Source organism: Sphingobium sp. AntQ-1 (genome assembly GCF_028538045.1).
GTDB lineage: Bacteria > Pseudomonadota > Alphaproteobacteria > Sphingomonadales > Sphingomonadaceae > Sphingobium > Sphingobium cupriresistens.
This window is the reverse complement of sequence record NZ_CP117158.1, coordinates 528481-549694: the sequence shown is the minus strand read 5'-3', so window position 1 is coordinate 549694 and position 21214 is coordinate 528481. Positions and strand designations below refer to the sequence as shown.

Genomic DNA, 21214 nt, shown 5'->3' with positions numbered 1-21214 from the left:
CGCTGGCTCAGGCCATCATCGTGCCTGTCTCCACGAAGCGCTGGTGCCATGACAGGGCTTCGGCCAACAGGGACGGAGAGTGCTTGCCGTAGGATGACCGCAAGGCCCGCTCGAAATAGTCGGACAGCGCAGGCTTGTAGCGAGGATGCGCGCATTTCTCGATGATCAGTCGCGCGCGCTGCTTGGGCGAGAGACCGCGCAAGTCGGCCAGGCCCTGCTCGGTCACGAGAATCTGGACGTCCTGGTTGATGTGGTCGACATGGCTCACTTGCGGCACGATGGCGGAAATCGCGCCACCCTTGGCGAGCGAGGGCGTCATGAAGATCGACACATAGGCGTTGCGGGCGAAATCGCCCGATCCGCCGATGCCGTTCTGGATGCGCGAGCCCATGACATGGGTGGAATTGACGTTGCCGTAGATGTCGGCTTCGATCAGCCCGTTCATCGCAATGCAGCCCAGCCGCCGGATCAGCTCGGGATGGTTGCTGATCTCCTGCGGACGCAGCACCATCTTGCCCCGAAAACGCTCCATGTCGGCATTGAGCCCGGCGGCGGCCTCGGGACTGAGCGAGAAGGCCGTCGCGGATGCCATCCGCAGCTTGCCGGCGGCAAGCAGGTCCAGCATCCCGTCCTGGATCACCTCGGTATAGGCGGTCATGTCCTCGAAAGGGCTGTCGACAAGGCCGGTCAGCACGGCGTTGGCGATGTTGCCTACCCCCGACTGGATCGGCAGCAGGGACGCGGGCAATCGGCCCTGTGCGACCTCATGGCGGAAGAAATCCAGCAGGTGACCGGCTATGGTCAGCGCGTCCTCGTCGGGCGCTTTGAACGGCAGATTGCGGTCGGGCGCGTCCGTTTCGACGATGGCGATGATCTTGGCGGGGTCGCACCGGAATCCGGTCTCGCCGATCCTGTCGTCCGGCCGCACGAGCGGGATCGGCACGCGGTGCGGGGGCAGGGCGGTGCCATAATAGATGTCGTGCATGCCCTCGAGCGCCGGGTTCTGCCAGCTGTTCACCTCGAGGATGACCTGGCTCGCCCTGTCCAGCCACGTCTTGTTGTTGCCGACCGACGACGAGGGGATCAGCGAGCCGTCCGGCCGGATGCCACTGATCTCCACTAGCGCCGTGTCCAGCGGACCCAGGAAGCCCTGCCACGCCATCGGCGCGACCTGGCTCAGATGCATGTCGAAATATTCCATCTCGCCGCGGTTGATCTTGTCGCGGGCGATCGGGTCGGAGTTGTAGGGCAGGCGGAATTCGATGCCATCAGCCTTGGCGAGCGCACCGTCGAGTTCCGGACCTGTCGACGCGCCGGTCCAGACGCGGAGCGAGAAGGGGTTGCCTGCGGCATGCTCGGCCTCGATCCGCTCGGCAAGGGCGAGCGGGACCGCCTTGGGATAGCCCGAACCAGTAAAGCCGCTCATGCCCACTGTGGTGCCGGGTGCGATCAACCGGGCGGCATCCTGCGCGCTCATCAGCTTCGACCGCAGCGCTTCGTAACCAATACGTCGTTCCTTCACCGTCCCGAATCTCCGATCGTGTTCAAACTGCCTGCAAGCATTCATGATACCGGGCCCGTGCGCCAGCGCCGTGCGTCCGCATGGGCGCTTACGGCCCCGGCCTATCGCTCCGCCGCGATGCCAATTGCCGGCATTTCAAACCATCCCGATAAGATCGAGGGTCGCGGTCATGCAGCCACGGCGGCCTCGTCATCAACGCGCGGACCTCGCTGGCCGCAATGCGAACCGCTTGAGGAACTCCGCGCTTGCCAGATAGCCGGCCACCAACAGCGCGATGGCGCCGAATATGGTTGCACCCGGTATCGCGAAGCCGAGCAGACCGGCCGAAGGCAGCAGCGGCAGCAGCAGCGCTGCCGCCAGGCCGGCCAGCGCGGTGACCGTCAGCACGATGTGAGGCCGGCTCGACCAGGCCGGGCGGGATGTACGGATCACGAACACGACGAGGATCTGCGTCATCATCGATTCCATGAACCAGGCCGTGCGAAACTCCGGGATGCCGACGTGGAAGACGCCGAGCAGAAGCGCGAAAGTCGCGAAGTCGAAGAGCGAGGAAAGCGGTCCCATGATCGCGGTGAAGCGTACGAGCCCCCTTATGTCCCATCCCTGCGGACGCGCCAGATCGCCGCTGTCCGCGGTGTCGAACGGGATGCCGATCTCGGAAAGGTCGTAGAGAAGGTTGTTGAGCAGCACCTGCACCGGCGTGAGCGGCAGGAACGGCAGGAACAGCGACGCGATCGCCATGGTCAGCATGTTGCCGAAGTTGGAACTCGTTCCCATCCGGACATATTTCATGATGTTGGCATAGGTCCGTCGCCCCTCCGCGACACCATCGGCGAGCACGCCGAGATCGGGCGCGAGCAGGATCATGTCGGCCGCCTCGCGGGCCACATCGGTGGCGCCGTCGACAGACAGGCCGACATCGGCGGCGCGGATCGCCGGCGCGTCGTTGATGCCGTCGCCGATGAAGCCCACCGTGTGACCGCGTGCACGGAGAGCGCGGACGATCCGCGTCTTCTGGTCGGGCGTGACCCGAGCGAAAAGGTCGACCTGTTCCACCCGGGCAGCTAGTGCTGGATCATTCAGCTTCGCGATCTCTTCGCCGGTCAAAATACCTTCGACCGGCAGGGCGAGCGCCGCCACGAGATGCTGGATCACGGGCGCCGCATCGCCCGAAATCACCTTGATGCGAATGCCCGCCGCTTCGAGCCGGGCGACTGCGGACGTGGCGCTCGGTTTGGGCGGGTCGACGAACACGCAATAGCCCGCGAACACCAGCTCGTCCTCTCCCCGGGCGTCGATTCGCTCTTGCCCGGCCGCCGGTTTCCATGCGATCGCGAGCAATCTCAGCCCCTGCGCCGCGCGATCGTCGCGCAGCGCGCACAGACGGGCGCGCAGCGCATCGTCGAGCGGCACGAACTCTCCCGATCGGTCCTGCGCTCTTGTGCACAAGGCGAGCAGCGTCTCGGGCGCGCCCTTGACGATCTCGATCCGCTCGCTTCCCTGCTCGGCAAGCACCGCGACGCGCCGCCGCTCGAAATCGAACGGCCGTTCATCCAGCTTGCGCCAGCCCTCGAGCGAGCGGCCGGTCATGTGGAGCAGCAACGCCTGGTCGAGCGGACTTTTCAGGCCGGTCTCGAAGCGGGCGTTGACCGCCGCCAACTCCGCCACCCGCTCGTCATCCTCGCCGTCGATGCCCGGGTGGCCGACGAGTGTGATCCGCGCCTCGGTGAGCGTGCCGGTCTTGTCGGTGCACAATATATCCATCTGGCCGAGGTCGTGGATCGCGGATAGCCGCTTCACCACGACTTTGGCTTTCGCCATCCGCTGAGCGCCGCGCCCGAGCGCGACGGTCATGATCATCGGCAAAAGCTCGGGTGTCAGGCCCACCGCGAGCGCCATCGCGAACAGGAAGGATTGCAGCGGCGGCCGCCCGAGCGCGAGATGGGCGAGCAGCACGAACAGCACGAGGAAGATCGTGAGCCTGACGATCAGCACGCCGAGCTTGTGGATGCCATGCTCGAAAGCAGTCGTCGGCTGTTTGCCGGCGAGCGAACGCGCGATCGCGCCGAAGCGCGTGCGCAAACCGGTCTGGACGACGAGCATTGTCGCCGTGCCGCCAATGAGCGATGTCCCGTGGAACAGCGCGTTGCGCGCGTCGGCCGGCGTCTCGGCGACCATGACGGGCTCGATCTGCTTTTCGACCGGATAGGGTTCGCCGGTCAGCAGCGCCTCGTTCACCTGCGCGCCGTTCGCCGCCAGGACGACGCCATCGGCGGGGACGAGATCGCCCGCCGCAAGCATGACGATATCGCCGGCCACCAACTCGCGCACGGGCAACTCGATCGGCTTGCCGTCGCGCAGCACGGTCGCATGAAGGGCGATCGCCCGCTTGAGCGCTTCCGCCGTCGCTTCGGCCCTGTGCTCCTGGACGAGATCGAGGGTGGTAGACAGCACGACGACGAGGAAAATGATAGCAAAGCTCGCCATGTCGCCGGTGGCCCCGGCTATGCCGGCGGCCACGAGCAGGATAGCGATCAGCGGATTGCCGAGGCGGCGCAGGAGGTCGAGCAGGAGATGCCGCTGCTTCGCCGCGGAGATCTCGTTCGGCCCGTCACGGTCGAGACGCGCGGCAGCCTCATTCGACGACAGCCCGTCGCAGGTCGCGGCGAGCGTGCGGAGAGAATCGTCGGGCGTGGCTTGCCAGAACGCCTGCGGCTCGGTCACCACCGCTCCCGTCCGCTGAACCGCAGCAACGACAGGAACAGGTTCAGGAAATCGAGGTAGAGCGTCAGCGCACCCAGCACCGCAGCGCCATTGCGCCCATCCGCGGCGCCCTCCTCATATTGACGCTTCAGCCGCTGTGCATCGAATGCGGTGAGCCCTGCGAACAGCAGGATGCCGACGCCCGAGGTGAGCAGATCGACAGTGCCTGAGCGCACGAACAGATTAAGCAGCATCGTCACGATGAGCCCGACGAGCGCGATCGTGAAGAAGGCGCCCAGGCCCGACAGATCCTTGTGCGTGACAGTGCCCACCAGAGCGAGCACGGCAAATCCGGCCGCAGCGGAAACGAAGGTGTAGCCGACGCTGTCGCTGCTGTAGGTGAGCAGCAAGCTGCCAAGCGACAATCCGACGAGCGCGGTGTAAAGGATGAAGATCGCGCTGGCCGTCGAGGCAGACAGCCGATCGACCCGTGCGCCGAGCAGGATCACCAGTCCCAGGGGCGCCAGCGTCACGATCCATCCAATGATGGTGAGCCCGTCGGCAGTGAACAGGGCGTCCGCGAGCGATCGGCTGTAGGAGGCCAGAAGGGCGAACGCTGCCGATAGGATCACGCCGCCGGCCATGTGGAGATAGACCGCGCTCATATAGGCGCCCAGCCCACGATACCCGCCGTTCGCATTGCCGGATGCCGGCCACTCAAATTCGTTGCTTCGATGGAGCATACGCCGGTCCTCGCCTTGGGTAAAAGCTACACTTCTACCCTGTGTCGGCACGTCGCTGCGACCAATCCGCAAAGCTACGTAAGCTGACGGGCGGCCCGGGTCCGTAGGCTTACCTAATTCGTGGCGCTGCCGAAGTCCCTATGAGCCAAGTGACAGGCAACGAGGAGCAGGCAGTGGTTTCGCTATCGACGCCCGACGGAATGGCAACAAAATGTGCTGGTGGTCCATATGACGGATGGGCCGAACTGTTCCTTCGCCCCACGAGAGCGGCCGTTGCAACCCTTACAGGCGGGCTGGCGCCGTCGTCGCTCGGTGAGGCCTTCGCAGACTGGGCGACGCATCTCGCCTTATTTCCAGGTAGCCAAATGCATATTGTTGCCGAGACCGTCCGCGAATTTATGTCGCTCGCCGGTGGTGAGTGGCGGACTGCTGCGTCCGCAGGCGCACCCAAGCCCCAAGCCGGCCCTCCAACGCGGGAACACCGCTTCGACGATCCTTCCTGGGAGGCATGGCCTTTCGATCTGATACGTCAGTCCTTTTTGCACAGCGAGAGGTGGTGGGATGAGGCGGCGTGCGATATTCTTGGGGTTACAGCGCAGCATCGGGCAATCATGCGCTTTTCGATCCACCGGATACTCGACATGCTGGCGCCCTCGAACTTTGTCGCCACCAATCCGGTCCTCCAGCACCGCATCATCGAAACCCAGGGCAAATGCCTGGTCGATGGTGTGGCAACCCTGATCGAGGACTGGCTCCGCTCGCTTGCGGGAGAGCGGCCGGCCGGCGCCGAATGCTATCGTCCTGGCGCCGACGTGGCGATCACGCCGGGCAAGGTAGTTTATCGGAACGATCTGATCGAGCTCATCCAATATGCGCCGACAACGCAGGCCGTCCGTCCGGAACCGTTGCTGATCGTTCCGGCATGGATCCTCAAATATTATGTTCTCGACCTGTCGCTTGAGAATTCGCTGGTGCGCTGGCTCGTGGGGCAGGGGCATACGGTGTTCATGATTTCGTGGCGCAATGTCGGCGAAGGCGGTCGCGCGCTCGACCTGGAGGATTATCGTCGGCTGGGTATCATGGCGTCGCTTGACGCGATCACCGCGATCACCGGCGGGAACAGAGTTCACGCTACGGGTTACTGTCTCGGGGGAACCTTGCTCGCGATCGCGGCGGCGGCGATGGCGCGCGATGGCGATGATCGTTTTGCGTCGATGACGCTGTTCGCCGCGCAAACCGATTTCAGCGAACCGGGCGAGGTCGGCCTGTTCATCGACGCGGCGCAGCTCGATTTTCTTGAGACGATGGCGCGCGCACGGGGTTATCTCGACAGCGCGCAAATGAGCGGCGCTTTCCAGGCGCTGCGCTCGAACGAACTTGTCTGGCCCTATTTTGTCCGCGACTATCTCATGGGCGCACGCGGCCCGATGAGCGACCTGCAAGCCTGGCACAGCGACGCCACGCGCCTGCCATTTGCAGCGCATAGCCAGTATCTTCACTCCCTGGCTCTTGCTAACGATTTGGCCGAGGGACGGTATGAGGTCGATGGTCGACCGATCCCCCTCGAAAATATCCATGTACCGGTTTTCGCGGTCGGCGCCGAAAGCGACTATGTCGCGCCCTGGCGCTCCGTCTACAAGATCCATCGGCTGATGGGCACGGAGGTGACATTTCTGCTCACCACCGGCGGCCATGACGACGGAATTGTATCCGAACCCGGCCATCCGGATCGATTCTATCGGTTGCTCGCACGACCGGCAGACGCGGACGGCGTCGATCCTGAAACCTGGATGGCCCGGACATCGTCAGAAGCTGGTTCGTGGTGGCCGGCATGGGCCGCCTGGCTCGATTTGCATTCAAGCCCTCCAGGCGTACCGCCGCCGCTCGGCGGTTCTGGCGTGAACGCTGGAACGCTCGGGAACGCGCCGGGCAGCTATGTCCTCGAAAGCTGACGAGGCGACCGCCACAAAGCCGTCGGGCGCATGGCGGTCCTGGTTTCTCGGCATCATCCTTGTGGCGGCGCTGGTCGGAGCGGTGCTGCATTTCGGCGAGATCGAGAATTTCGGCCGGCTGGTCGCTCGCGCCAATCTCTTCTGGTTGGCTCTTGCCGTCCTGTTCCAGCTTTCGACCTATGCCAGCGTGGCGGCTGGCTGGGCGGCGGTGCTGCGCAGCGCCGGCGCCTCGCGGCCGCTTTCCTGGTTGATGCCCATCGCGCTCACCAAATTGTTCGCGGACCAGGCGGTGCCAAGCGCGGGAATGGGGGGCAATGTCCTCCTCGTCGACCAACTCGTGCGGTTGCGCGTGCCGCGCGGGACGGCCGTGGCGGCGCTGCTTGTCTCGATGACAGGATATTACGCCGCCTTCGCCTTCTTCGCGGTCGCCATGCTGGTCCTGTTATGGCTCCACGACAAGGCGACGCCGCTGATGGCCGGTATGGTCACCACATTTCTGCTGGTGGCGCTCGCCATTCCGTCGCTCGCGCTCTGGCTCAGACATCGCGGCAGCCAGCCCTTGTCGCCCCGGCTCGAACGGGTGGGCGTGGTCCGTAACCTGTTGGAGATCGTCGGTCAGGCCCCGGCCCATCTGATCGGTGATCGCCCGCTTTTGCTTCGCGTCACGGGCTTCAATGCATTGGTCTTCCTTGCCGACGCCGCGACGCTCTGGGCCTGTCTTGACGCGCTGGGAGGACCCGCCGGTTTCGGAACTGCGTTCATTGCGCTGATCATGGCGTCGATCGTCGTGACGCTGGGCCCGATCCCGCTGGGTCTCGGCAGCTTCGAGGCGACGTCGACCGCAACGCTTGGTTTCCTGGGTGTGCCGATCGAGAATGCCTTTGCCGCCACCATGCTGCTGAGGATCCTGACATTGTGGCTGCCGCTTCTGCCCGGTCTTATGATGATGCGCTCGGTACTCAGGCGGCGTCCGCATCGGTCTCGGCGATCGTCTCGAACCAGCCCGCCCGGCAATCTTCCCGATTCTCGTAAGGTTTAGTACTTATCTGTGAAGTGGCTCATATGATGCTTATCATGGTCTTGATCAGCAAACAGATAGTGGTTCAAGACAAGCGTGACATTCATTTCCAGGCGCCACCTGCTTCTGGGTGGCGGTGCCGCTGCTTTGGGCATGTTACAGCAGACGAACGGGCTTGCCGCCCTGCCCGGACCAGCTCTTCCGCGCCCGGCCTTGCTTCAACGCGCATTGAGTGCGCTGGACCGCCACCACGCGACGATAAAGCATCGCGACGTGATCGGTATCGTGGATTTCAGCCAGGCGTCGCGCATTCCCCGGTTCCACATCGTCGATGTGATGAGCGGGCGAAGCCAAAGTCTGCTGGTCGCGCACGGGCGCGGGTCCGATCCGGATCATAGCGGCTGGGTCGAGCGCTTCTCGAATTCACCGGGCTCGGCGGCGTCTTCAGCGGGCGCTTATCTGGTCGGCAACGGCTATTCAGGCAAGCATGGTCGCTCGCAGCGCCTGATCGGCCTTGACCCTGAGAACAGCAACGCCGAGGCGCGCGCCATTGTCATCCATGCGGCATCCTACGTATCGGATGACATCGTTCGCGCCACCGGCAAGCTCGGGCGAAGCCAGGGGTGCTTTGCTGTTGCACAGGCCGATATAGCCCAAATTCTCGGCCGGCTCGGCCCGGGCCGAATGATCTACGCGGCCAAGCTTTAGTCAAGCGATCAAGGCGTTCGCGGTACGCCGCCGTCGGTGAGGTCCGGACTCGGCTTCCCTGCACATTTCATCTCTTGTGCCGCCAAGAAGCTGAACCAGAGGGCCTGGCTTCGCGCCCGTGCACAAAGCCGTTCTCAATCATGGTCGCCATCGGGAACCCAGATGCTATGGGAATCGATCTGCAATTTCAGCAGCGCCCGCGAGGCTTCCGATCGCGCATCGATCTCGGATTGGCGAGCGTCGTTCGCCTGGCGGCGGGCATAGAGCAGGTCGACCAGATCGATTTGGCCCAGTTGATAGCCGCGCTCCGTCCGCCCGGCGGCGTCGGAAGCGCTCTGCGCCGATGCCTGCGCGCTTCGCCACGCTTCCAGCCGGGTGCGCGCATTCGACAGGTCGGCGTCGGCGATAGCCGCGACCGATCGCTGGATATTGGCGAGTTCGAGACGGGCGGCGTTTGCCTCCGCCGACGCCTGGGAGGCGGCTGCCCGGCGGTAGCCGCCTCCCAGCGGGATGGACGCCACCACGCCCGCGCCCCGCTCCATGCCGCTACGCTCACTGAACAGGCGGACACCGAAAGAGGGATCGGCGATCCGATCCGCTCGAACCCGTCGCGCAACGACGGCCAACCGCTGCGCCTCGCGGTCGGCGGCGCGGATCTCGTGACTGCGCTCCATCACCAGCGTCCGCATGGTTTCGAGTTTCTGTGGCGGCAGTTCGGGCAAGGCGAGTTCGGCTGGCTCGGGAGGAAGCGGTATCTCTGGAAAAGTCGCGACCAGGATCACGCGCGCCTGCTCGCGTGCGGAGAGAGATGCAGCGGCCTGGGCCTGCGCCTGCGCCAGTGCGGCGGAAGCCTGGTCGAGATCGAGCGCCGAGGCATCTCGTAGCTGGACGCGGCGACGCAAGGCGGTCAGGGCCGCTTCCAGCGAGCGCACCGTGTCGAGGTCGTTGCGATAATGGCTGCCGGCGGTCAGCCAGTCATGCCAGAGCCCGGTCAGGACCAACGCCGCCTGATGGCGCGCATCCTCCATCTGGTTCTCCGCAACCTCGACTCCCAGCGCGCCTGACTCGCGGTCGAGCGCCGCCTTGCCGGGAAGACGGAAGGGACGGGAGAGGGTCGCATCGAACTCGTCATAGCCGCCTTCGCGGTCAACGCTGCGGCGAATATAGCTGCCCGCGATAACCGATTCATGGGCGCCCTTGCGCAGCATGCCCCCGCGCGCACGGGCGGCTTCGACCCTGGCGGCGGCGGCCATGACGGTCGGATGGTTGTCGAGCGCTTCGTTGACCTTCTCGACCGGCGGGAGGTCTGCGCGCTGGGCATGGAGCATGCCGGGCACCAGCAGCGAGAGCATGGCGAGGACGGCAATGGACGGCCTCATGCGAGCCTGCCCCGCGCCACGACCGCAACGGCGCGCCAGCGAACCGGCAGGTCGCGCCTGGATTCGGCCACGGCTCGAACCAGTTCGGTCATCGCATCGTCCGCTACGATCAGCTCGATCGCACTTCGATCAAGATTGCCCGTCACGCGCTCGGCGGTGCGTGCGTCGCTGAAATCCCGGCCGCGCACCGCGATATCGTGGATGTGGATCGGCGCCTGTGATGCCGCGCGGATCGCCGCCACGACGGTTTCGACATCGCGGGTCGCGCAGTGAAAGGTCAGGAGTAGGTCAGGCATTTTCGGTTTCCCTGGCACTTTCACCAAAGCGCTCGAACAGGATGGGCAGGAGGACCAGCGTCAGCAGCGTCGAGGTGATGAGCCCGCCGATGACGACGATGGCGAGCGGGCGCTGGATTTCCGAGCCTGGGCCGCTGGCGAACAGCAGCGGGACGAGGCCGAAGGCGGTGATGCTCGCCGTCATCAGCACCGGGCGCAACCTGCGCTCCGCGCCCAGACGGACGGATTCTGTCATGCTGCGCCCTTCGGTGCGAAGCTGCCGGAAATAGGCGACCAGCACGAGACCGTTCAGCACCGCTATCCCCAGCAGCGCGATGAACCCGACCGAGGCCGGCACCGAGAGATATTCCCCCGACGCCCAGAGCGAGACGATGCCGCCCACCATCGCGAAAGGGATGTTGAGCAGGATGACGATCGAGGCGCGCAGCGACCGGAGCGTCGCTAGCAGCACGAAGAAGATCAGCAGCAGCGCCACCGGGATGACGAGCATCAGCCGGGCCGAGGCGCGCTGCTGGTTCTCGAACTGGCCGCCCCAGACGATGCGATATCCAGCCGGCAGCTTGACCTTTACCGCCACCGCCGCCCTGGCTTCGTCGACATAACCCACCAGGTCGCGGCCCGAGACGAACGCCTGCACCAGCGCGAAGCGCGAGCCGTTCTCATGGTCGAGCTTCACCGGCCCCTGGGTCCGCTCGACCCGCGCCATGTCGCTGACGCGGGCGAGAATGCCCCCGGGCGTGCGCAATTGCAGGTCGGCGAAGCGCGTTGGGTCCGAGCGCAGGCTTTCGTCGCCGCGGATCATGATCGGAACGCGCTTCTGACCTTCCGCGACAATGCCCGCGTGAATGCCCTCGACCTGGGCGCGCAGTGCATCCTGCATCCGGTCCACCGGCATGCCGAAACGCCCGGCCGCCGCGCGATCGATGTCGAGCTGGAGATAATCGACACTGTCGTTGGCGACGGTCAGCACTTCCGACGCCCCGCTTATGCTGGAAAGGGTGCGCTGGACCTGACCGGCGAGGTCAGCGAGCGTCGCGAGGTCCGGCCCGAAAATCTTGACCGCGAGATCGCCGCGCGCGCCGGTCAGCATCTCGGACACGCGCATCTCGATCGGCTGGGTGAAGCTGGGCTGGATGCCGGGCAGGCCTTCCATAGCCTTGCGCATCTCGCCGACGACGAAGTCCTTGTCGCCGCGCCATTCCGACTGCGGTTTCAAGCGCACGAAGCTGTCGGTCTCATTCGGCCCCATCGGATCGAGGCCGATCTCGTCGGCGCCGACGCGGGCGATCACGTCGCCGACCTCGGGCACCGTCAGCAACGCGCGCTGCGCCGCCATGTCGCCCTTGACCGATTGGTCGAGGCTGATCGACGGGAGCTTGGTGAGCTGCACGATCACCGAGCCCTCGTCCATGGTCGGCATGAAGGTCTTGCCGACCGCACCATAAGCGATACCGGCGATCACCAGCCCCGCCGCCGCCAGACTATAGACCAGTCGCTTGCGGGCGAATGCCGCGTCCAGCAGCGCGCGGTAACGCGGCGAGATCCGGCGCATGATCCAGGGATCGCCGTGGTGGCCGCTCTTCAGGCCGAAGGAGGACAGCACCGGAACCAGCGTCAGCGCCAGCAACAGCGAGCCAGCCAGCGCGAAGACGATGGTTAGCGCGACGGGCGCGAACAGCTTGCCCTCCAATCCCTGGAGCGCAAGCAAGGGCAGGAAGACGAGCGCGATGATGACGATGCCCGCCGACACAGGAACGACGACCTCGTTGGTCGCCTGGAAGACATGATTGAGGCGCGGATGGTCGTCATCATGAGCCCGCCCGAGCCGCTCGACGATATTCTCGACCACCACCACCGTGCCGTCGACCAGCATGCCGATGGCGATGGCGAGGCCGCCCAGGCTCATCAGGTTCGCCGACAACCCCATACCGCGCATGAACAGGAAGGTGATGAGGGCCGCCATCGGCAGGGTCGCGGCGACGATCGCCGCCGCCCGCCAGTCGCCCAGGAACAGGATGAGCAGCACGACCACGAGGATCGTCGCCTCAAGCAGGGCTTCCTCGACCGTGCCGATGGCGCGTTCAATCAGATCGGAACGATCGTAGAAGACGTTGACATGCGTGTCGGCGGGCAGCGTCTTTTCGACCTCGGCGAGCCTGGCGCGCACACCGTCGACCACTTGCCGCGCATCGGCGCCGCGCAAGGCGATTACCAGCCCCTCGACCGCCTCGGCCTTGCCGTTCTTGCTGACGGCGCCGTAACGGGTGAGGCTGCCGATCCCGATCGTCGCGACATCGCCCAACTGGACGATGTGGCCATCGCGACTGGCGATCACCAGCGACTGGAGATCCTCCACCGTGCGGATCGCGCCGACCGCGCGGACGATCAGCGATTCTTCTCCGCTTGTCAGGCGGCCGGCACCGTCGTTGCGGTTGCCGCTTTCGATCGCAGCGCTGATGTCTGCGGTCGACAGTCCCGTGCCGGCAAGCGCCACCAGATCGGGCCTGACCTCGAACGTCCGCACGAAACCGCCCAAGGCGTTCACGTCAGCCACGCCGGGCACGGTCCTGAGCGCGGGCCGGATCGTCCAGTCGAGCAGTTCGCGCTTCTGCTGGAGCGAGAGCGGCCCTTCGATCGTGAACATGTAAACGTCGGACAGCGGCGTCGAAATCGGCGCGAGGCCGCCGCTGACCGACGCGGGCAGATCGGCCATCACGCCCGACAGGCGCTCGGCAACCTGCTGACGGGCCCAGTAGATGTCCGCGCCGTCGGTGAAGTCGATGGTGATGTCGGCAATGGCATATTTGGCGGTGGAGCGCAGGATCGCCTGGTTGGGAATGCCCAGCATCTCCATCTCGATCGGCGTGATGACGCGGCTCTCCACCTCCTCGGGCGTCATCCCTGGCGCCTTCAGGATCATCTTGACCTGCGTCTGAGCGATATTGGGATAGGCATCGACCGGCAGGTTCACGAAGGCCCATGCACCGAGGCCCGCAACCGTCAGCGCGAGAGCCAGCACGAGCACGCGATAGGATAGAGCCGCGGCGACCAGTGAGCGCAGCATTGGCCGGTTACCGCGACAAGGCGAGCGCTTTGAGCGCGCTCGTGCCGGCGATGACGACCTGCTCGCCGGGCTTCACGCCAGACAGCAGGATGGCCTGGCTTCCATTCGCCCCGCCGCTCTTCACGTCGCGCACCGCAAAGCCACCCTTGATGGCGACGAAGACGACAGTCCGGCCGTTCATCGTTGCGACGGCGGCAGCAGGCACGCCGACCGCGCCCGCGGGAGCAGGGCCGGAAATCAGCAGATTGGTCGCCCGCCCCGCCACGATGCCTGGACCGGCGGCGATCTCGGCCTTCACACTGGCCGAGCGTGTTGCAGGATCGATGGTCGACCCCACCGCCGTGACGCGGCCCTGTATGTTCGGATCGATCCGCACCAACATGCCCGGACGGACCAGCCCAACCAGCCGCTCGGGCAGCTGGCCAAGCACTTCGTAGCGGTTCGCTGCATCGATCACATAAGGCGCGCTCGTGCCGTCTACCGAATTTCCGGTCTGGATCCTGGCCGTGGTGATGCGGCCGGCGATCGGCGCCGTCAGCGTGTAGCTGCCGCTTGCACCATGGCCGTTGACCATGTGCAGGATACGCGCCTTCTCCGAAACATCGGCGCTCGTTTCCACGGCGATCGCACTGGCCTCGTCGGCACGGGCGCCGGCAATGATGCCCTCACGACTGAGTTGCGAGAGACGAGCGGCATTCGATCGAGCGACCCCCAGCCGTGCGTTCGCGCGCGTCAGGTCCGCGCCCATCATCAGCACCTCGCGGCTCGAAATCACCGCAAGTGGCTGTCCGCGCCGCACCGTGTCGCCTTCGACGACCAGGGTGCGCATCACCACGCCCGGAAAGGTTGCGGCCACAGCCACGCGCGCATTGGCGGGCGGCTGGATCAGGGCGGGCACGATCGCGAGCGGCGCTTCGCTCGCCGCAACGGCGGGTGCAAGGCGGATACCGAGTTGCGCCGCCTGCCCGGCCTCGACGCGTAGATGGCCCGGCGCCGCGCTCACAGAGTCCACAGGGGGGCTGGACTGAGCGGCGGGCGGCGCCGTGTCGGCACGGGTGGTCAACCACCACAGGCCGGCAAGCGTCAGCGCGATCACGGCGACGCCGGCAAGGATGAAGCTGCGGTTCAACATGGCTTTCGCCTAGCGGACGATGCTGACGACTCCCTGACGGGAGCGGAACGTCAGGCGCCGGGAAAGCGCAGCGACAACTCGCGCCTGTCCGAATCGGTCGCAAGCATCCCGCCGTGCGCCGCCATGATCCGGTCGACGATCGCGAGGCCCAGCCCCGCGCCGTCCTTGCTCGCATGATCGGCGCGGCTGTGGCGCCGCACAAGATCGCCCAGGCGATCGGGCGAAAGGCCCGGCCCATCGTCTCGAACACCGATCGCCGCTCCGGGACCGACGCTGACATGGACAGCCCCGCCGGCGGGCGTCACGCGCACAGCATTCTCAATGAGATTGCGCAGCGCCGCCGCGATCGCCTCGCGCCGTCCACGCACGGCCGGTGATTGCTCTCCAGTTTCGAGGGCGATGGTCTTGCCCGTCGCGATGATCCCCGGGGCCATGAAACTGACGACGTCGGTCGCCACATCCGTCAGCGAAACGGCTTCCGGCACCAGTTGGGCCGCCGTGGCGGCGTCGATCTGGGCGAGCAGCATGAGTTGGTCGATCAGCCGGCGCATGGCCGCGACATCTCCCTTGAGACGGCCTGCCTCGGCGTGATCGAGCCGGTCGAGTTCAAGCGACAGCACGGCGAGCGGCGTGCGCAGTTCGTGCGCGACGTCGGCGGCGAAGGCCTCCTGACGCATTGCCGCATCGTCGAGCCGGGTGAGCAGATCGTTGACCGCATCGGTGAACGGCAACGCCTCGGAGGGCATTCGCGAGGTATCGATCCGGAAGCCGCGCTCATGCCCGCGTGCCGCCTCGATCTCCGCCGCCGCCTCTGCCAGCGGGGTGAAGGCCTGTCTGATGACCCGGAGACCGACGAACGCGACCGGCGCCATCAGGATAACCACCGGCAGGGCGACATGATCCAGCATCTCGTTGAGTGCGCGGGACGTCGCTTCGCCTGCGGCAAGGTCTGCGAACGACAGCCGATAGAAGAAGGCGACGGCCGCAAGCAGCAGGACCGTGCCGACCAGCCCGACCAAGCCCAGGCCACGCACCAGCCGTCGGGAAACGGACCGCCGATAGGTCATGCGCCATTGTCCCGCAACATATAGCCCACGCCCCGGATGGTATGGAGGTTTCCACCCGCGCCGGCATCTTCGAGCTTGCGCCGCAGCCGCGATATCGCCGCTTCCACCGCATTGGGCGTGACGGGTTCGTTGAAATTATAGAGCGCGTCCTCGATGGCCTCCCGGCGAACGACCGCGCCCGCGCGCCGCATCAGCAGTTCCAGCAGGTCGGCCTCGCGGCGGGACAGGTCAATCTCCCTGCCGTCATGGCGCGCCGTCCGCCCAGCGGTGTCGAACAGTAGCGGCCCGACTTGCAGCACGGTCTGGGTGCGCGGGCCAGGGCGGCGAAGCAATGCGCGAAGGCGTGCGGCCAGTTCGTCGATCTCCACGGGCTTGACGACATAATCGTCGGCGCCGGCGTCAAGTCCCGTTACCCGGTCCTCCAGCGCGCCGCGCGCGGTCTGGACGATCGCGGGCGGGACCTGCCGATATCGCCGCCGCGCGGCCAGCCAGTCGATCCCGTCACCGTCGGGCAGGCCCAGGTCGAGGACGATGGCGTCATAGGCCGCGCCGTCCATCGCGCTGTCCGCGCTCGCCAGACAGCTGGCGACGTCGCACGAAAAGCCCCGGCGCTGGAGGCCGTCCGCGACCAGCTTCGCCAGCCGGTCATTGTCTTCGACTACAAGGACACGCATAAAAATGGACCTCTCCAATATAGCCCGTTCCAGGGCTTCTGCCCCTGTTCTTTGCGTATATTGGCACGAGCGACATGGAGGTTGCGGCAGTCCGGGTCAAACCGCGCCGGGAGCTACGCTCAATCCCCGTCAGGATTTTCGCCGTGCCCGGCGGCTGTGTACTCGCCGCCCTGGCCGTCTCCCGCCTCGCCATGCGCCTGCGGGCTGAAGGCGGCGGGATCGAACCGCGTGATGCCGAACACCGCCGCGATGACGACCACGCCGCCCAGCACGACCGCCATGAAACCCGGGACCCGCGCATCCCGCGCGCCCGGGTAGAGTGCGGTGCGCTTGCGACCCGTGACCATTGCTCTGGCGAGGTTGTCGCGAGTGACCAGCGACATCACGAGAACGGCGGCGACATGGATGCCGACCAGCGCCAGCATGCCGTAGGCGAGCGCTTCGTGGATGTCCTCATCCGCCTTGCCAGTATCGACCTGGATGCCGGTCCACAGGACTGCGCCGACCGCCGCGAACAGGGCAAGCACAGCAAGCGCGCCAAGCGGATTATGCCCGATCGTGCGCTCCGGATGGCCGGTCACGAGGCCACGGATATGCGCCACGATACCCGAAGGCCGGATGAAATTCACGAACCGCGCATGCTCGCCTCCGACAAATCCCCAGATCAGACGAAACGCAAGGAGCACGGCCGCGACCCAGCCGGCCGCCATGTGCCAGGCGGCGATCGGACTGTCACCTTCCGAGGATAGGAAGGCCGCTGTTATCGCAGCGACGAGCAGCCAGTGAAACAGCCTGAGCGGCGCGTCCCAGACCTTGAATGTATTGCCACCAGCGGGGTTTGCCACGAGCATCGACATCTCCTTTGCCCAATCGCATAGGGTCGCTTACTGACGACAGCCTGACGGCCGCGACAATGATCCCTTAGTGGGCGTCCGCTGTACGTGCGCGAAGACACTCGCGGCGGCTGAAGCTATCAGCGATGATGCTGAGCGGCCGTTCTGACGGTCCCCGAGCACGATACGCTTCGTTTGGGCAAGCAATGACGCGTTGCCCGGCGAGCAGCTCTATTCGCCGCACATCGGCAGCGCGCATTGTGGGCGGCACACGCGTAACAGCCCTGCAAAACCGCTATGGCGACAAACGGGAGGAAACAGATGATGATAGGTGTTGCCGGGCCTGATCAGGTTGTCGGCCGAAACGGCGAGCGGCAACTTAAAATCCCGAGACCGCTCGCTCTTGCGTATCGGAAACGGAACGCCATCCCGTTGAACAGCGTTTCGATTGATCCGACGGCCATCGGCGAGCGCCTATGTGCGTCTTAGCGTTGGCGTGGCGTGCGCACCCAAATTGGCGCCTCATCGTTGCCGGCAACCGTGACGAGTTTCACGCGCGCCCTGCAGAACCGTTACAAAGATGGGACGAGCCCGATCATGTGCTTGCGGGCAGGGATCTGCTATCCGGCGGCACATGGCTCGGCGCCTCGGAGCAGGGACGGTTTGCCGTGGTCACGAACCTGCGAGGCTTCGGGCCGTCGGAGCCAGGCCGACCGTCCCGCGGCCTTCTATTGAAGGATCTGTTGGCGGGGGAGGGGCGATATGCCGAACCAGCCGACGCGGACCTCGTGGATTTCAATCCGTTCAACCTCATCGTGGTCCAGCCCGGCCAGGCCGAATTCTGGTCCAACAGGCCCGGTCCCACGCGGCACATCCTGCCGCCGCAGGTCTATGGTCTGTCCAACGGCGGGCTGGACGAGCCCTGGCCCAAGACTGTTCGCCTCAAGGCCGTTCTTCGCGACTGGATCGGCGCCGGCGCGCAGCACCCCGAGAGTCTTCTGGACGGACTAATGGAAGAGACCCTTACGGAACCGTCCGATTGGCCGGTCGGCCCATCTGACGTGGTGCAGGAGCCACCTCTTTCGCCGATTTTTATCCGCGATCCGGTTTACGGGACGCGGTGCAGCACCGTCGTCGCGATTGATGGTGTCGGGCGCGGCATCATCTTCGAGCGTCGTTTCGGCGCGAGTGGAGACAGGGAGGGTGAAACGGCCATCCCATTCTCGTGGCCGCGTTGAGGCTCCGACGTGCGCCGCGGCTGGATGGAGGATCGCATCAGCCCCGGAGGCTCGCGCAGGACATTCGCGGACATGCTCCAACCATCGCCGGTCCAGCGGCCGCGCCCCCAGTCGCCCCACACGCCGCACCTCGCGGGAGGTGAAGCTTTCGATAGGATTCAGACTACGGGGACCGCCGGTATCACTCGAATGTCTCCCGGCTCGCTCCGCCGGGCCGCGACAGCCTTCGCCTTTTCGACTGCCAGCAGTCCGCGAAGAGTCGTCGCCTTGCAGGCGTCGGTTTCGCTCGCGAGCAGATTCTCGAACCGCTCGATATTGGTCTGGGTAACAAATTCCTTCATGGCCGCTGTTCCTTCGGAACGCTGCCCGGACCTGTCCGAGTCGTCTGACAGAGCATAGCATGGCCCGACCCAATGGGCGCTCACATATGCCGAGAGTTCGCATTTCGGACTCCATTTCCGCGTACTTTCACATCCACATCGGTGCAAAATCTCAACGGGCGTTGCTTTGTGCGGAGATTCGCTCTCTCGCGTTCGGCGTTCACGCAGGCAGCCGATAGTGTTACCGCCGCGCGTCCCGCAGCCCGTGCCGCTGTCGGCAAACTTCCCAAACCGGCCTACGTAGCATTCCCAATGCATGTCGGTTCTGCGTTTCGCCACAACGCATGCTTCCCCTTGAATTCGCACCGCAGGAGAAGACTCGATGACCTATCCCCTCGATCAACTGACCGCGACTTCCGAGGCTAATGTCCGCCTCGCGACAAGCATGGTCGAGACAGCCCGCCAGGCCGGAGAAGATTGGATGGATCTTGCGGGGAAGGCGTTCACGCATGTCGGCAAACCGGCTGAGACCAATGGCAAGGCCGGATTTTTGCCTTTTTCGCTGATCGCTCCGGGCAATCTCGGCGAAGGCGTTCTTGCCTCCGTGAACAAGAGCCGGGAGCGAACGACCCGGACGCTCGCCAGCGCGTGGGAAGCTTGGCAGCGCTCCATGGCTGATGCCTGGAATCCCGCGAAGCTGCTCGCCGGCGCGGCCAGGAACGCGGCGTCGGCCAACACGCAGCCTGCCGCCTGACGGCGTGGCTCCCGCCGGTCGTCAGGCAGCAGATTCACGCTCACATGATGCGATGCGCACCATGTGTCTGCCCAGCTGTCCAGCGGCCGGTATCGTGTCATCGTCCAATGAGCGTCTTCTCGGACAAAGGGGCCACCGCGCGAAGCTGATGGCTCGGCCGATATGCCCGGCAGGACCGCGATGATGAGCGATTTCACACCCCTCATCGATCTGGTTGCCCAGCCGGGAACTGGTCCGGTGCGCAGGCGCCATCCGCTCTATCTTGATCTTCTACCGCCTTGCAATCATGCGTGCCCGGCAGGCGAGGACATCCAGGCCTGGCTCGCCCATGCCCGGGCGGGTCGCTACCGTGAGGCCTGGCTGACGCTGGTGCAGGATAATCCCTTGCCGGCCATTCACGGGCGGGTCTGCTATCATCCGTGCGAAGCGAGCTGTAATCGCAAGGACATCGACAGCGCTGTCTCGATCCACGCGGTGGAGCGCTTCCTTGGCGACGAGGCGGCCCGCGAAGGCTGGCGTCTGCCTGTCGAGGCAACTCCCTCCGGCAAGCGCGTGCTGATCGTCGGAGCGGGACCGAGCGGTCTTTCCGCCGCCTATCATCTGGCGCGGCTGGGTCACACGGTGGAAATCCGGGATGCTGGCCCGTTGCCGGGCGGGATGATGCATTTCGGCATCCCGGCCTACCGGCTGCCGCGCGAGGAGCTGATGCGCGAGGTGCAGCGGATCGAGGCGATGGGCGTCAGCATCGTCCTCGATCACAAGGTCGAGGATCTGCTCGCGGAGAAGGATGCCGGCGGCTTCGACGCCGCGTTCGTCGCGATTGGAGCGCATGCCTCCAGGCATGTCGACATTCCCGCGCGCGACGCCGCGCATGTCCTCGACGCGGTCAGCCTGCTCCGCGGGGTCGGGGCCGGCGAGCACCCAAAACTGGGGCGGCGGGTGGCCATCTATGGCGGCGGCAACACGGCGATGGATGCCGCCCGTACCGCCAGGCGCCTGGGCGCCGACGAAGCGCTGATCATCTATCATCGCGACCGGGCGCATATGGCGGCCCACGCCTTCGAGGCCGAGGAGGCGCTCGAGGAGGGCGTGAAGATCCGGTGGCTGACCAGCATCAGGGACATCGCCGGCCCGAGCCTGACGGTCGAGGTCATGGAGCTGGGGGCCGACGGCACGCCACGCGGTACCGGCGAAATCGAAACGCTGACGGCGGACACGCTCGTGCTGGCGCTGGGGCAGCAGGCCGAAAGTGGTTTCCTCGCGAAGATCCCCGGTATCGAGGTAGCGGCGGACGGCACCGTCGTCGTCGCCCCGAACATGATGACCGGCCATCCTGGCATCTTCGCGGGCGGCGACATGGTGCCGAGCGAGCGCACCGTCACCGCCGCCGTCGGGCACGGCAAGAAGGCGGCGCGCGCCATCGACGGCTGGCTGCGCGGCGAGGACGCGCGGCCCGCACAGCCGCGCCCCGTCGTCGGCTTCGAGATGCTGCATCTGCCGATCTACAGCGACGCCGAGCAGCGCGCGCAGGCCGCATTGCCGGCAGCGACGCGGTCCGCCGGATTCGAGGAGGTGGTGGCCGGACTGGGCGAAGCGGACGCCCGCTACGAGGCCCAGCGTTGCCTGTCGTGCGGCAATTGTTTCGAGTGCGACCAATGCTATGCGGCCTGCCCCGAGCAGGCGATCGAAAAACTCGGTCCCGGGCTGCGCTACCAATTGCTTTACGATCGCTGCACCGGATGCGGTGTCTGTTACGAGGCCTGCCCCTGCCATGCGATCGAAATGATCCCCGAAGTCGCGGCGAGCTGACG

General features: G+C 65.7%; 17 protein-coding genes. 6 read left to right on the top strand and 11 right to left on the bottom strand.

Going from position 1 to position 21214, the window contains the following annotated elements; translation table 11 throughout:
- Nucleotides 1-7: 7 nt before the first annotated feature.
- The 3 genes from sphantq_RS02730 to sphantq_RS02720 form a co-directional block, all read right to left on the bottom strand.
- A complete protein-coding gene (locus tag sphantq_RS02730) occupies nt 8-1522 on the bottom strand; it encodes an acetyl-CoA hydrolase/transferase family protein (protein ID WP_239659723.1) in 1515 nt (504 codons plus the stop codon).
- Nucleotides 1523-1714: 192 nt separating this feature from the next.
- The gene (mgtA, locus tag sphantq_RS02725; protein ID WP_043151126.1) at nt 1715-4246 is read right to left on the bottom strand and encodes a magnesium-translocating P-type ATPase; all 2532 of its coding nucleotides are present in this window, start codon (nt 4244-4246) and stop codon (nt 1715-1717) included.
- Nucleotides 4243-4968: a Bax inhibitor-1/YccA family protein gene (locus sphantq_RS02720; RefSeq protein ID WP_169572524.1), complete on the bottom strand. Its 726-nt coding sequence runs from the start codon at nt 4966-4968 to the stop codon at nt 4243-4245. Before sphantq_RS02720 ends, mgtA begins: the two co-directional genes overlap by 4 nt.
- 149 nt (nt 4969-5117) lie before the next feature.
- On the opposite strand from sphantq_RS02720, the gene sphantq_RS02715 reads away from it, so the two are divergent.
- From sphantq_RS02715 to sphantq_RS02705, 3 genes are all read left to right on the top strand, one after another.
- Nucleotides 5118-6920 carry a PHA/PHB synthase family protein gene (locus tag sphantq_RS02715; RefSeq protein WP_272799542.1) on the top strand — a complete coding sequence of 601 codons (1803 nt, stop codon included), beginning with the start codon at nt 5118-5120 and terminating at the stop codon, nt 6918-6920.
- Nucleotides 6904-7959, top strand: a complete 1056-nt coding sequence (locus tag sphantq_RS02710; RefSeq protein ID WP_272799541.1) for a lysylphosphatidylglycerol synthase transmembrane domain-containing protein — start codon at nt 6904-6906, stop codon at nt 7957-7959. Before sphantq_RS02715 ends, sphantq_RS02710 begins: the two co-directional genes overlap by 17 nt.
- 75 nt (nt 7960-8034) lie before the next feature.
- The gene (locus sphantq_RS02705) at nt 8035-8646 is read left to right on the top strand and encodes a murein L,D-transpeptidase catalytic domain family protein (protein ID WP_272799540.1); all 612 of its coding nucleotides are present in this window, start codon (nt 8035-8037) and stop codon (nt 8644-8646) included.
- 134 nt (nt 8647-8780) lie between these two features.
- On the opposite strand, the gene sphantq_RS02700 is transcribed toward sphantq_RS02705, so the two are convergent.
- The 7 genes from sphantq_RS02700 to sphantq_RS02670 all read right to left on the bottom strand — a co-directional run bounded on the left by sphantq_RS02700 (nt 8781) and on the right by sphantq_RS02670 (nt 17109).
- Nucleotides 8781-10025, bottom strand: a complete 1245-nt coding sequence (locus tag sphantq_RS02700) for a TolC family protein (protein ID WP_272799539.1) — start codon at nt 10023-10025, stop codon at nt 8781-8783.
- Nucleotides 10022-10321: a DUF3240 family protein gene (locus sphantq_RS02695; protein WP_272799538.1), complete on the bottom strand. Its 300-nt coding sequence runs from the start codon at nt 10319-10321 to the stop codon at nt 10022-10024. The genes sphantq_RS02700 and sphantq_RS02695 overlap by 4 nt, the downstream gene beginning before the upstream one ends.
- On the bottom strand, nt 10314-13385 hold the full coding sequence (locus sphantq_RS02690; RefSeq protein WP_272799537.1) for an efflux RND transporter permease subunit: 3072 nt from the start codon (nt 13383-13385) through the stop codon (nt 10314-10316). The genes sphantq_RS02695 and sphantq_RS02690 overlap by 8 nt, the downstream gene beginning before the upstream one ends.
- 7 nt (nt 13386-13392) lie before the next feature.
- A complete protein-coding gene (locus sphantq_RS02685) occupies nt 13393-14517 on the bottom strand; it encodes an efflux RND transporter periplasmic adaptor subunit (RefSeq protein ID WP_272799536.1) in 1125 nt (374 codons plus the stop codon).
- Between the two features lie 50 nt (nt 14518-14567).
- Nucleotides 14568-15584, bottom strand: a complete 1017-nt coding sequence (locus tag sphantq_RS02680; RefSeq protein WP_272799535.1) for a sensor histidine kinase — start codon at nt 15582-15584, stop codon at nt 14568-14570.
- The gene (locus tag sphantq_RS02675; RefSeq protein ID WP_070934765.1) at nt 15581-16258 is read right to left on the bottom strand and encodes a response regulator transcription factor; all 678 of its coding nucleotides are present in this window, start codon (nt 16256-16258) and stop codon (nt 15581-15583) included. Before sphantq_RS02675 ends, sphantq_RS02680 begins: the two co-directional genes overlap by 4 nt.
- Nucleotides 16259-16377: 119 nt before the next feature.
- Nucleotides 16378-17109, bottom strand: a complete 732-nt coding sequence (locus sphantq_RS02670) for a cytochrome b/b6 domain-containing protein (protein WP_272799534.1) — start codon at nt 17107-17109, stop codon at nt 16378-16380.
- Between the two features lie 458 nt (nt 17110-17567).
- Between sphantq_RS02670 and sphantq_RS02665 the strand changes: the two genes are divergently transcribed.
- Nucleotides 17568-18329 carry an NRDE family protein gene (locus tag sphantq_RS02665; protein WP_272799533.1) on the top strand — a complete coding sequence of 254 codons (762 nt, stop codon included), beginning with the start codon at nt 17568-17570 and terminating at the stop codon, nt 18327-18329.
- 158 nt (nt 18330-18487) lie between these two features.
- Here the strand turns inward: sphantq_RS02665 and sphantq_RS02660 are convergent, their stop codons facing one another.
- On the bottom strand, nt 18488-18670 hold the full coding sequence (locus tag sphantq_RS02660) for a hypothetical protein (RefSeq protein WP_272799532.1): 183 nt from the start codon (nt 18668-18670) through the stop codon (nt 18488-18490).
- A 361-nt stretch (nt 18671-19031) separates the two neighbouring features.
- Between sphantq_RS02660 and sphantq_RS02655 the strand changes: the two genes are divergently transcribed.
- Nucleotides 19032-19403, top strand: a complete 372-nt coding sequence (locus sphantq_RS02655; protein ID WP_169572545.1) for a hypothetical protein — start codon at nt 19032-19034, stop codon at nt 19401-19403.
- Nucleotides 19404-19583: 180 nt separating this feature from the next.
- Nucleotides 19584-21212, top strand: coding sequence for an NAD(P)-binding protein (locus sphantq_RS02650; protein ID WP_272799531.1), 1629 nt, complete (start codon nt 19584-19586; stop codon nt 21210-21212).
- Nucleotides 21213-21214: the final 2 nt, after the last annotated feature.

Excerpts from the sequence above, each read along its gene's own strand:
- sphantq_RS02660 (WP_272799532.1), bottom strand. The coding sequence starts at position 18,670 with ATGAAGGAATTTGTTACCCAGACCAATATCGAGCGGTTCGAGAATCTG.
- sphantq_RS02695 (WP_272799538.1), bottom strand. The coding sequence starts at position 10,321 with ATGCCTGACCTACTCCTGACCTTTCACTGCGCGACCCGCGATGTCGAA.
- sphantq_RS02680 (WP_272799535.1), bottom strand. The coding sequence starts at position 15,584 with ATGACCTATCGGCGGTCCGTTTCCCGACGGCTGGTGCGTGGCCTGGGC.
- sphantq_RS02720 (WP_169572524.1), bottom strand. The coding sequence starts at position 4,968 with ATGCTCCATCGAAGCAACGAATTTGAGTGGCCGGCATCCGGCAATGCG.
- sphantq_RS02675 (WP_070934765.1), bottom strand. The coding sequence starts at position 16,258 with ATGCGTGTCCTTGTAGTCGAAGACAATGACCGGCTGGCGAAGCTGGTC.
- sphantq_RS02655 (WP_169572545.1), top strand. The coding sequence starts at position 19,032 with ATGACCTATCCCCTCGATCAACTGACCGCGACTTCCGAGGCTAATGTC.
- sphantq_RS02670 (WP_272799534.1), bottom strand. The coding sequence starts at position 17,109 with ATGCTCGTGGCAAACCCCGCTGGTGGCAATACATTCAAGGTCTGGGAC.
- sphantq_RS02700 (WP_272799539.1), bottom strand. The coding sequence starts at position 10,025 with ATGAGGCCGTCCATTGCCGTCCTCGCCATGCTCTCGCTGCTGGTGCCC.
- sphantq_RS02665 (WP_272799533.1), top strand. The coding sequence starts at position 17,568 with ATGTGCGTCTTAGCGTTGGCGTGGCGTGCGCACCCAAATTGGCGCCTC.
- sphantq_RS02650 (WP_272799531.1), top strand. The coding sequence starts at position 19,584 with ATGATGAGCGATTTCACACCCCTCATCGATCTGGTTGCCCAGCCGGGA.
- sphantq_RS02710 (WP_272799541.1), top strand. The coding sequence starts at position 6,904 with ATGTCCTCGAAAGCTGACGAGGCGACCGCCACAAAGCCGTCGGGCGCA.
- sphantq_RS02685 (WP_272799536.1), bottom strand. The coding sequence starts at position 14,517 with ATGTTGAACCGCAGCTTCATCCTTGCCGGCGTCGCCGTGATCGCGCTG.
- sphantq_RS02690 (WP_272799537.1), bottom strand. The coding sequence starts at position 13,385 with ATGCTGCGCTCACTGGTCGCCGCGGCTCTATCCTATCGCGTGCTCGTG.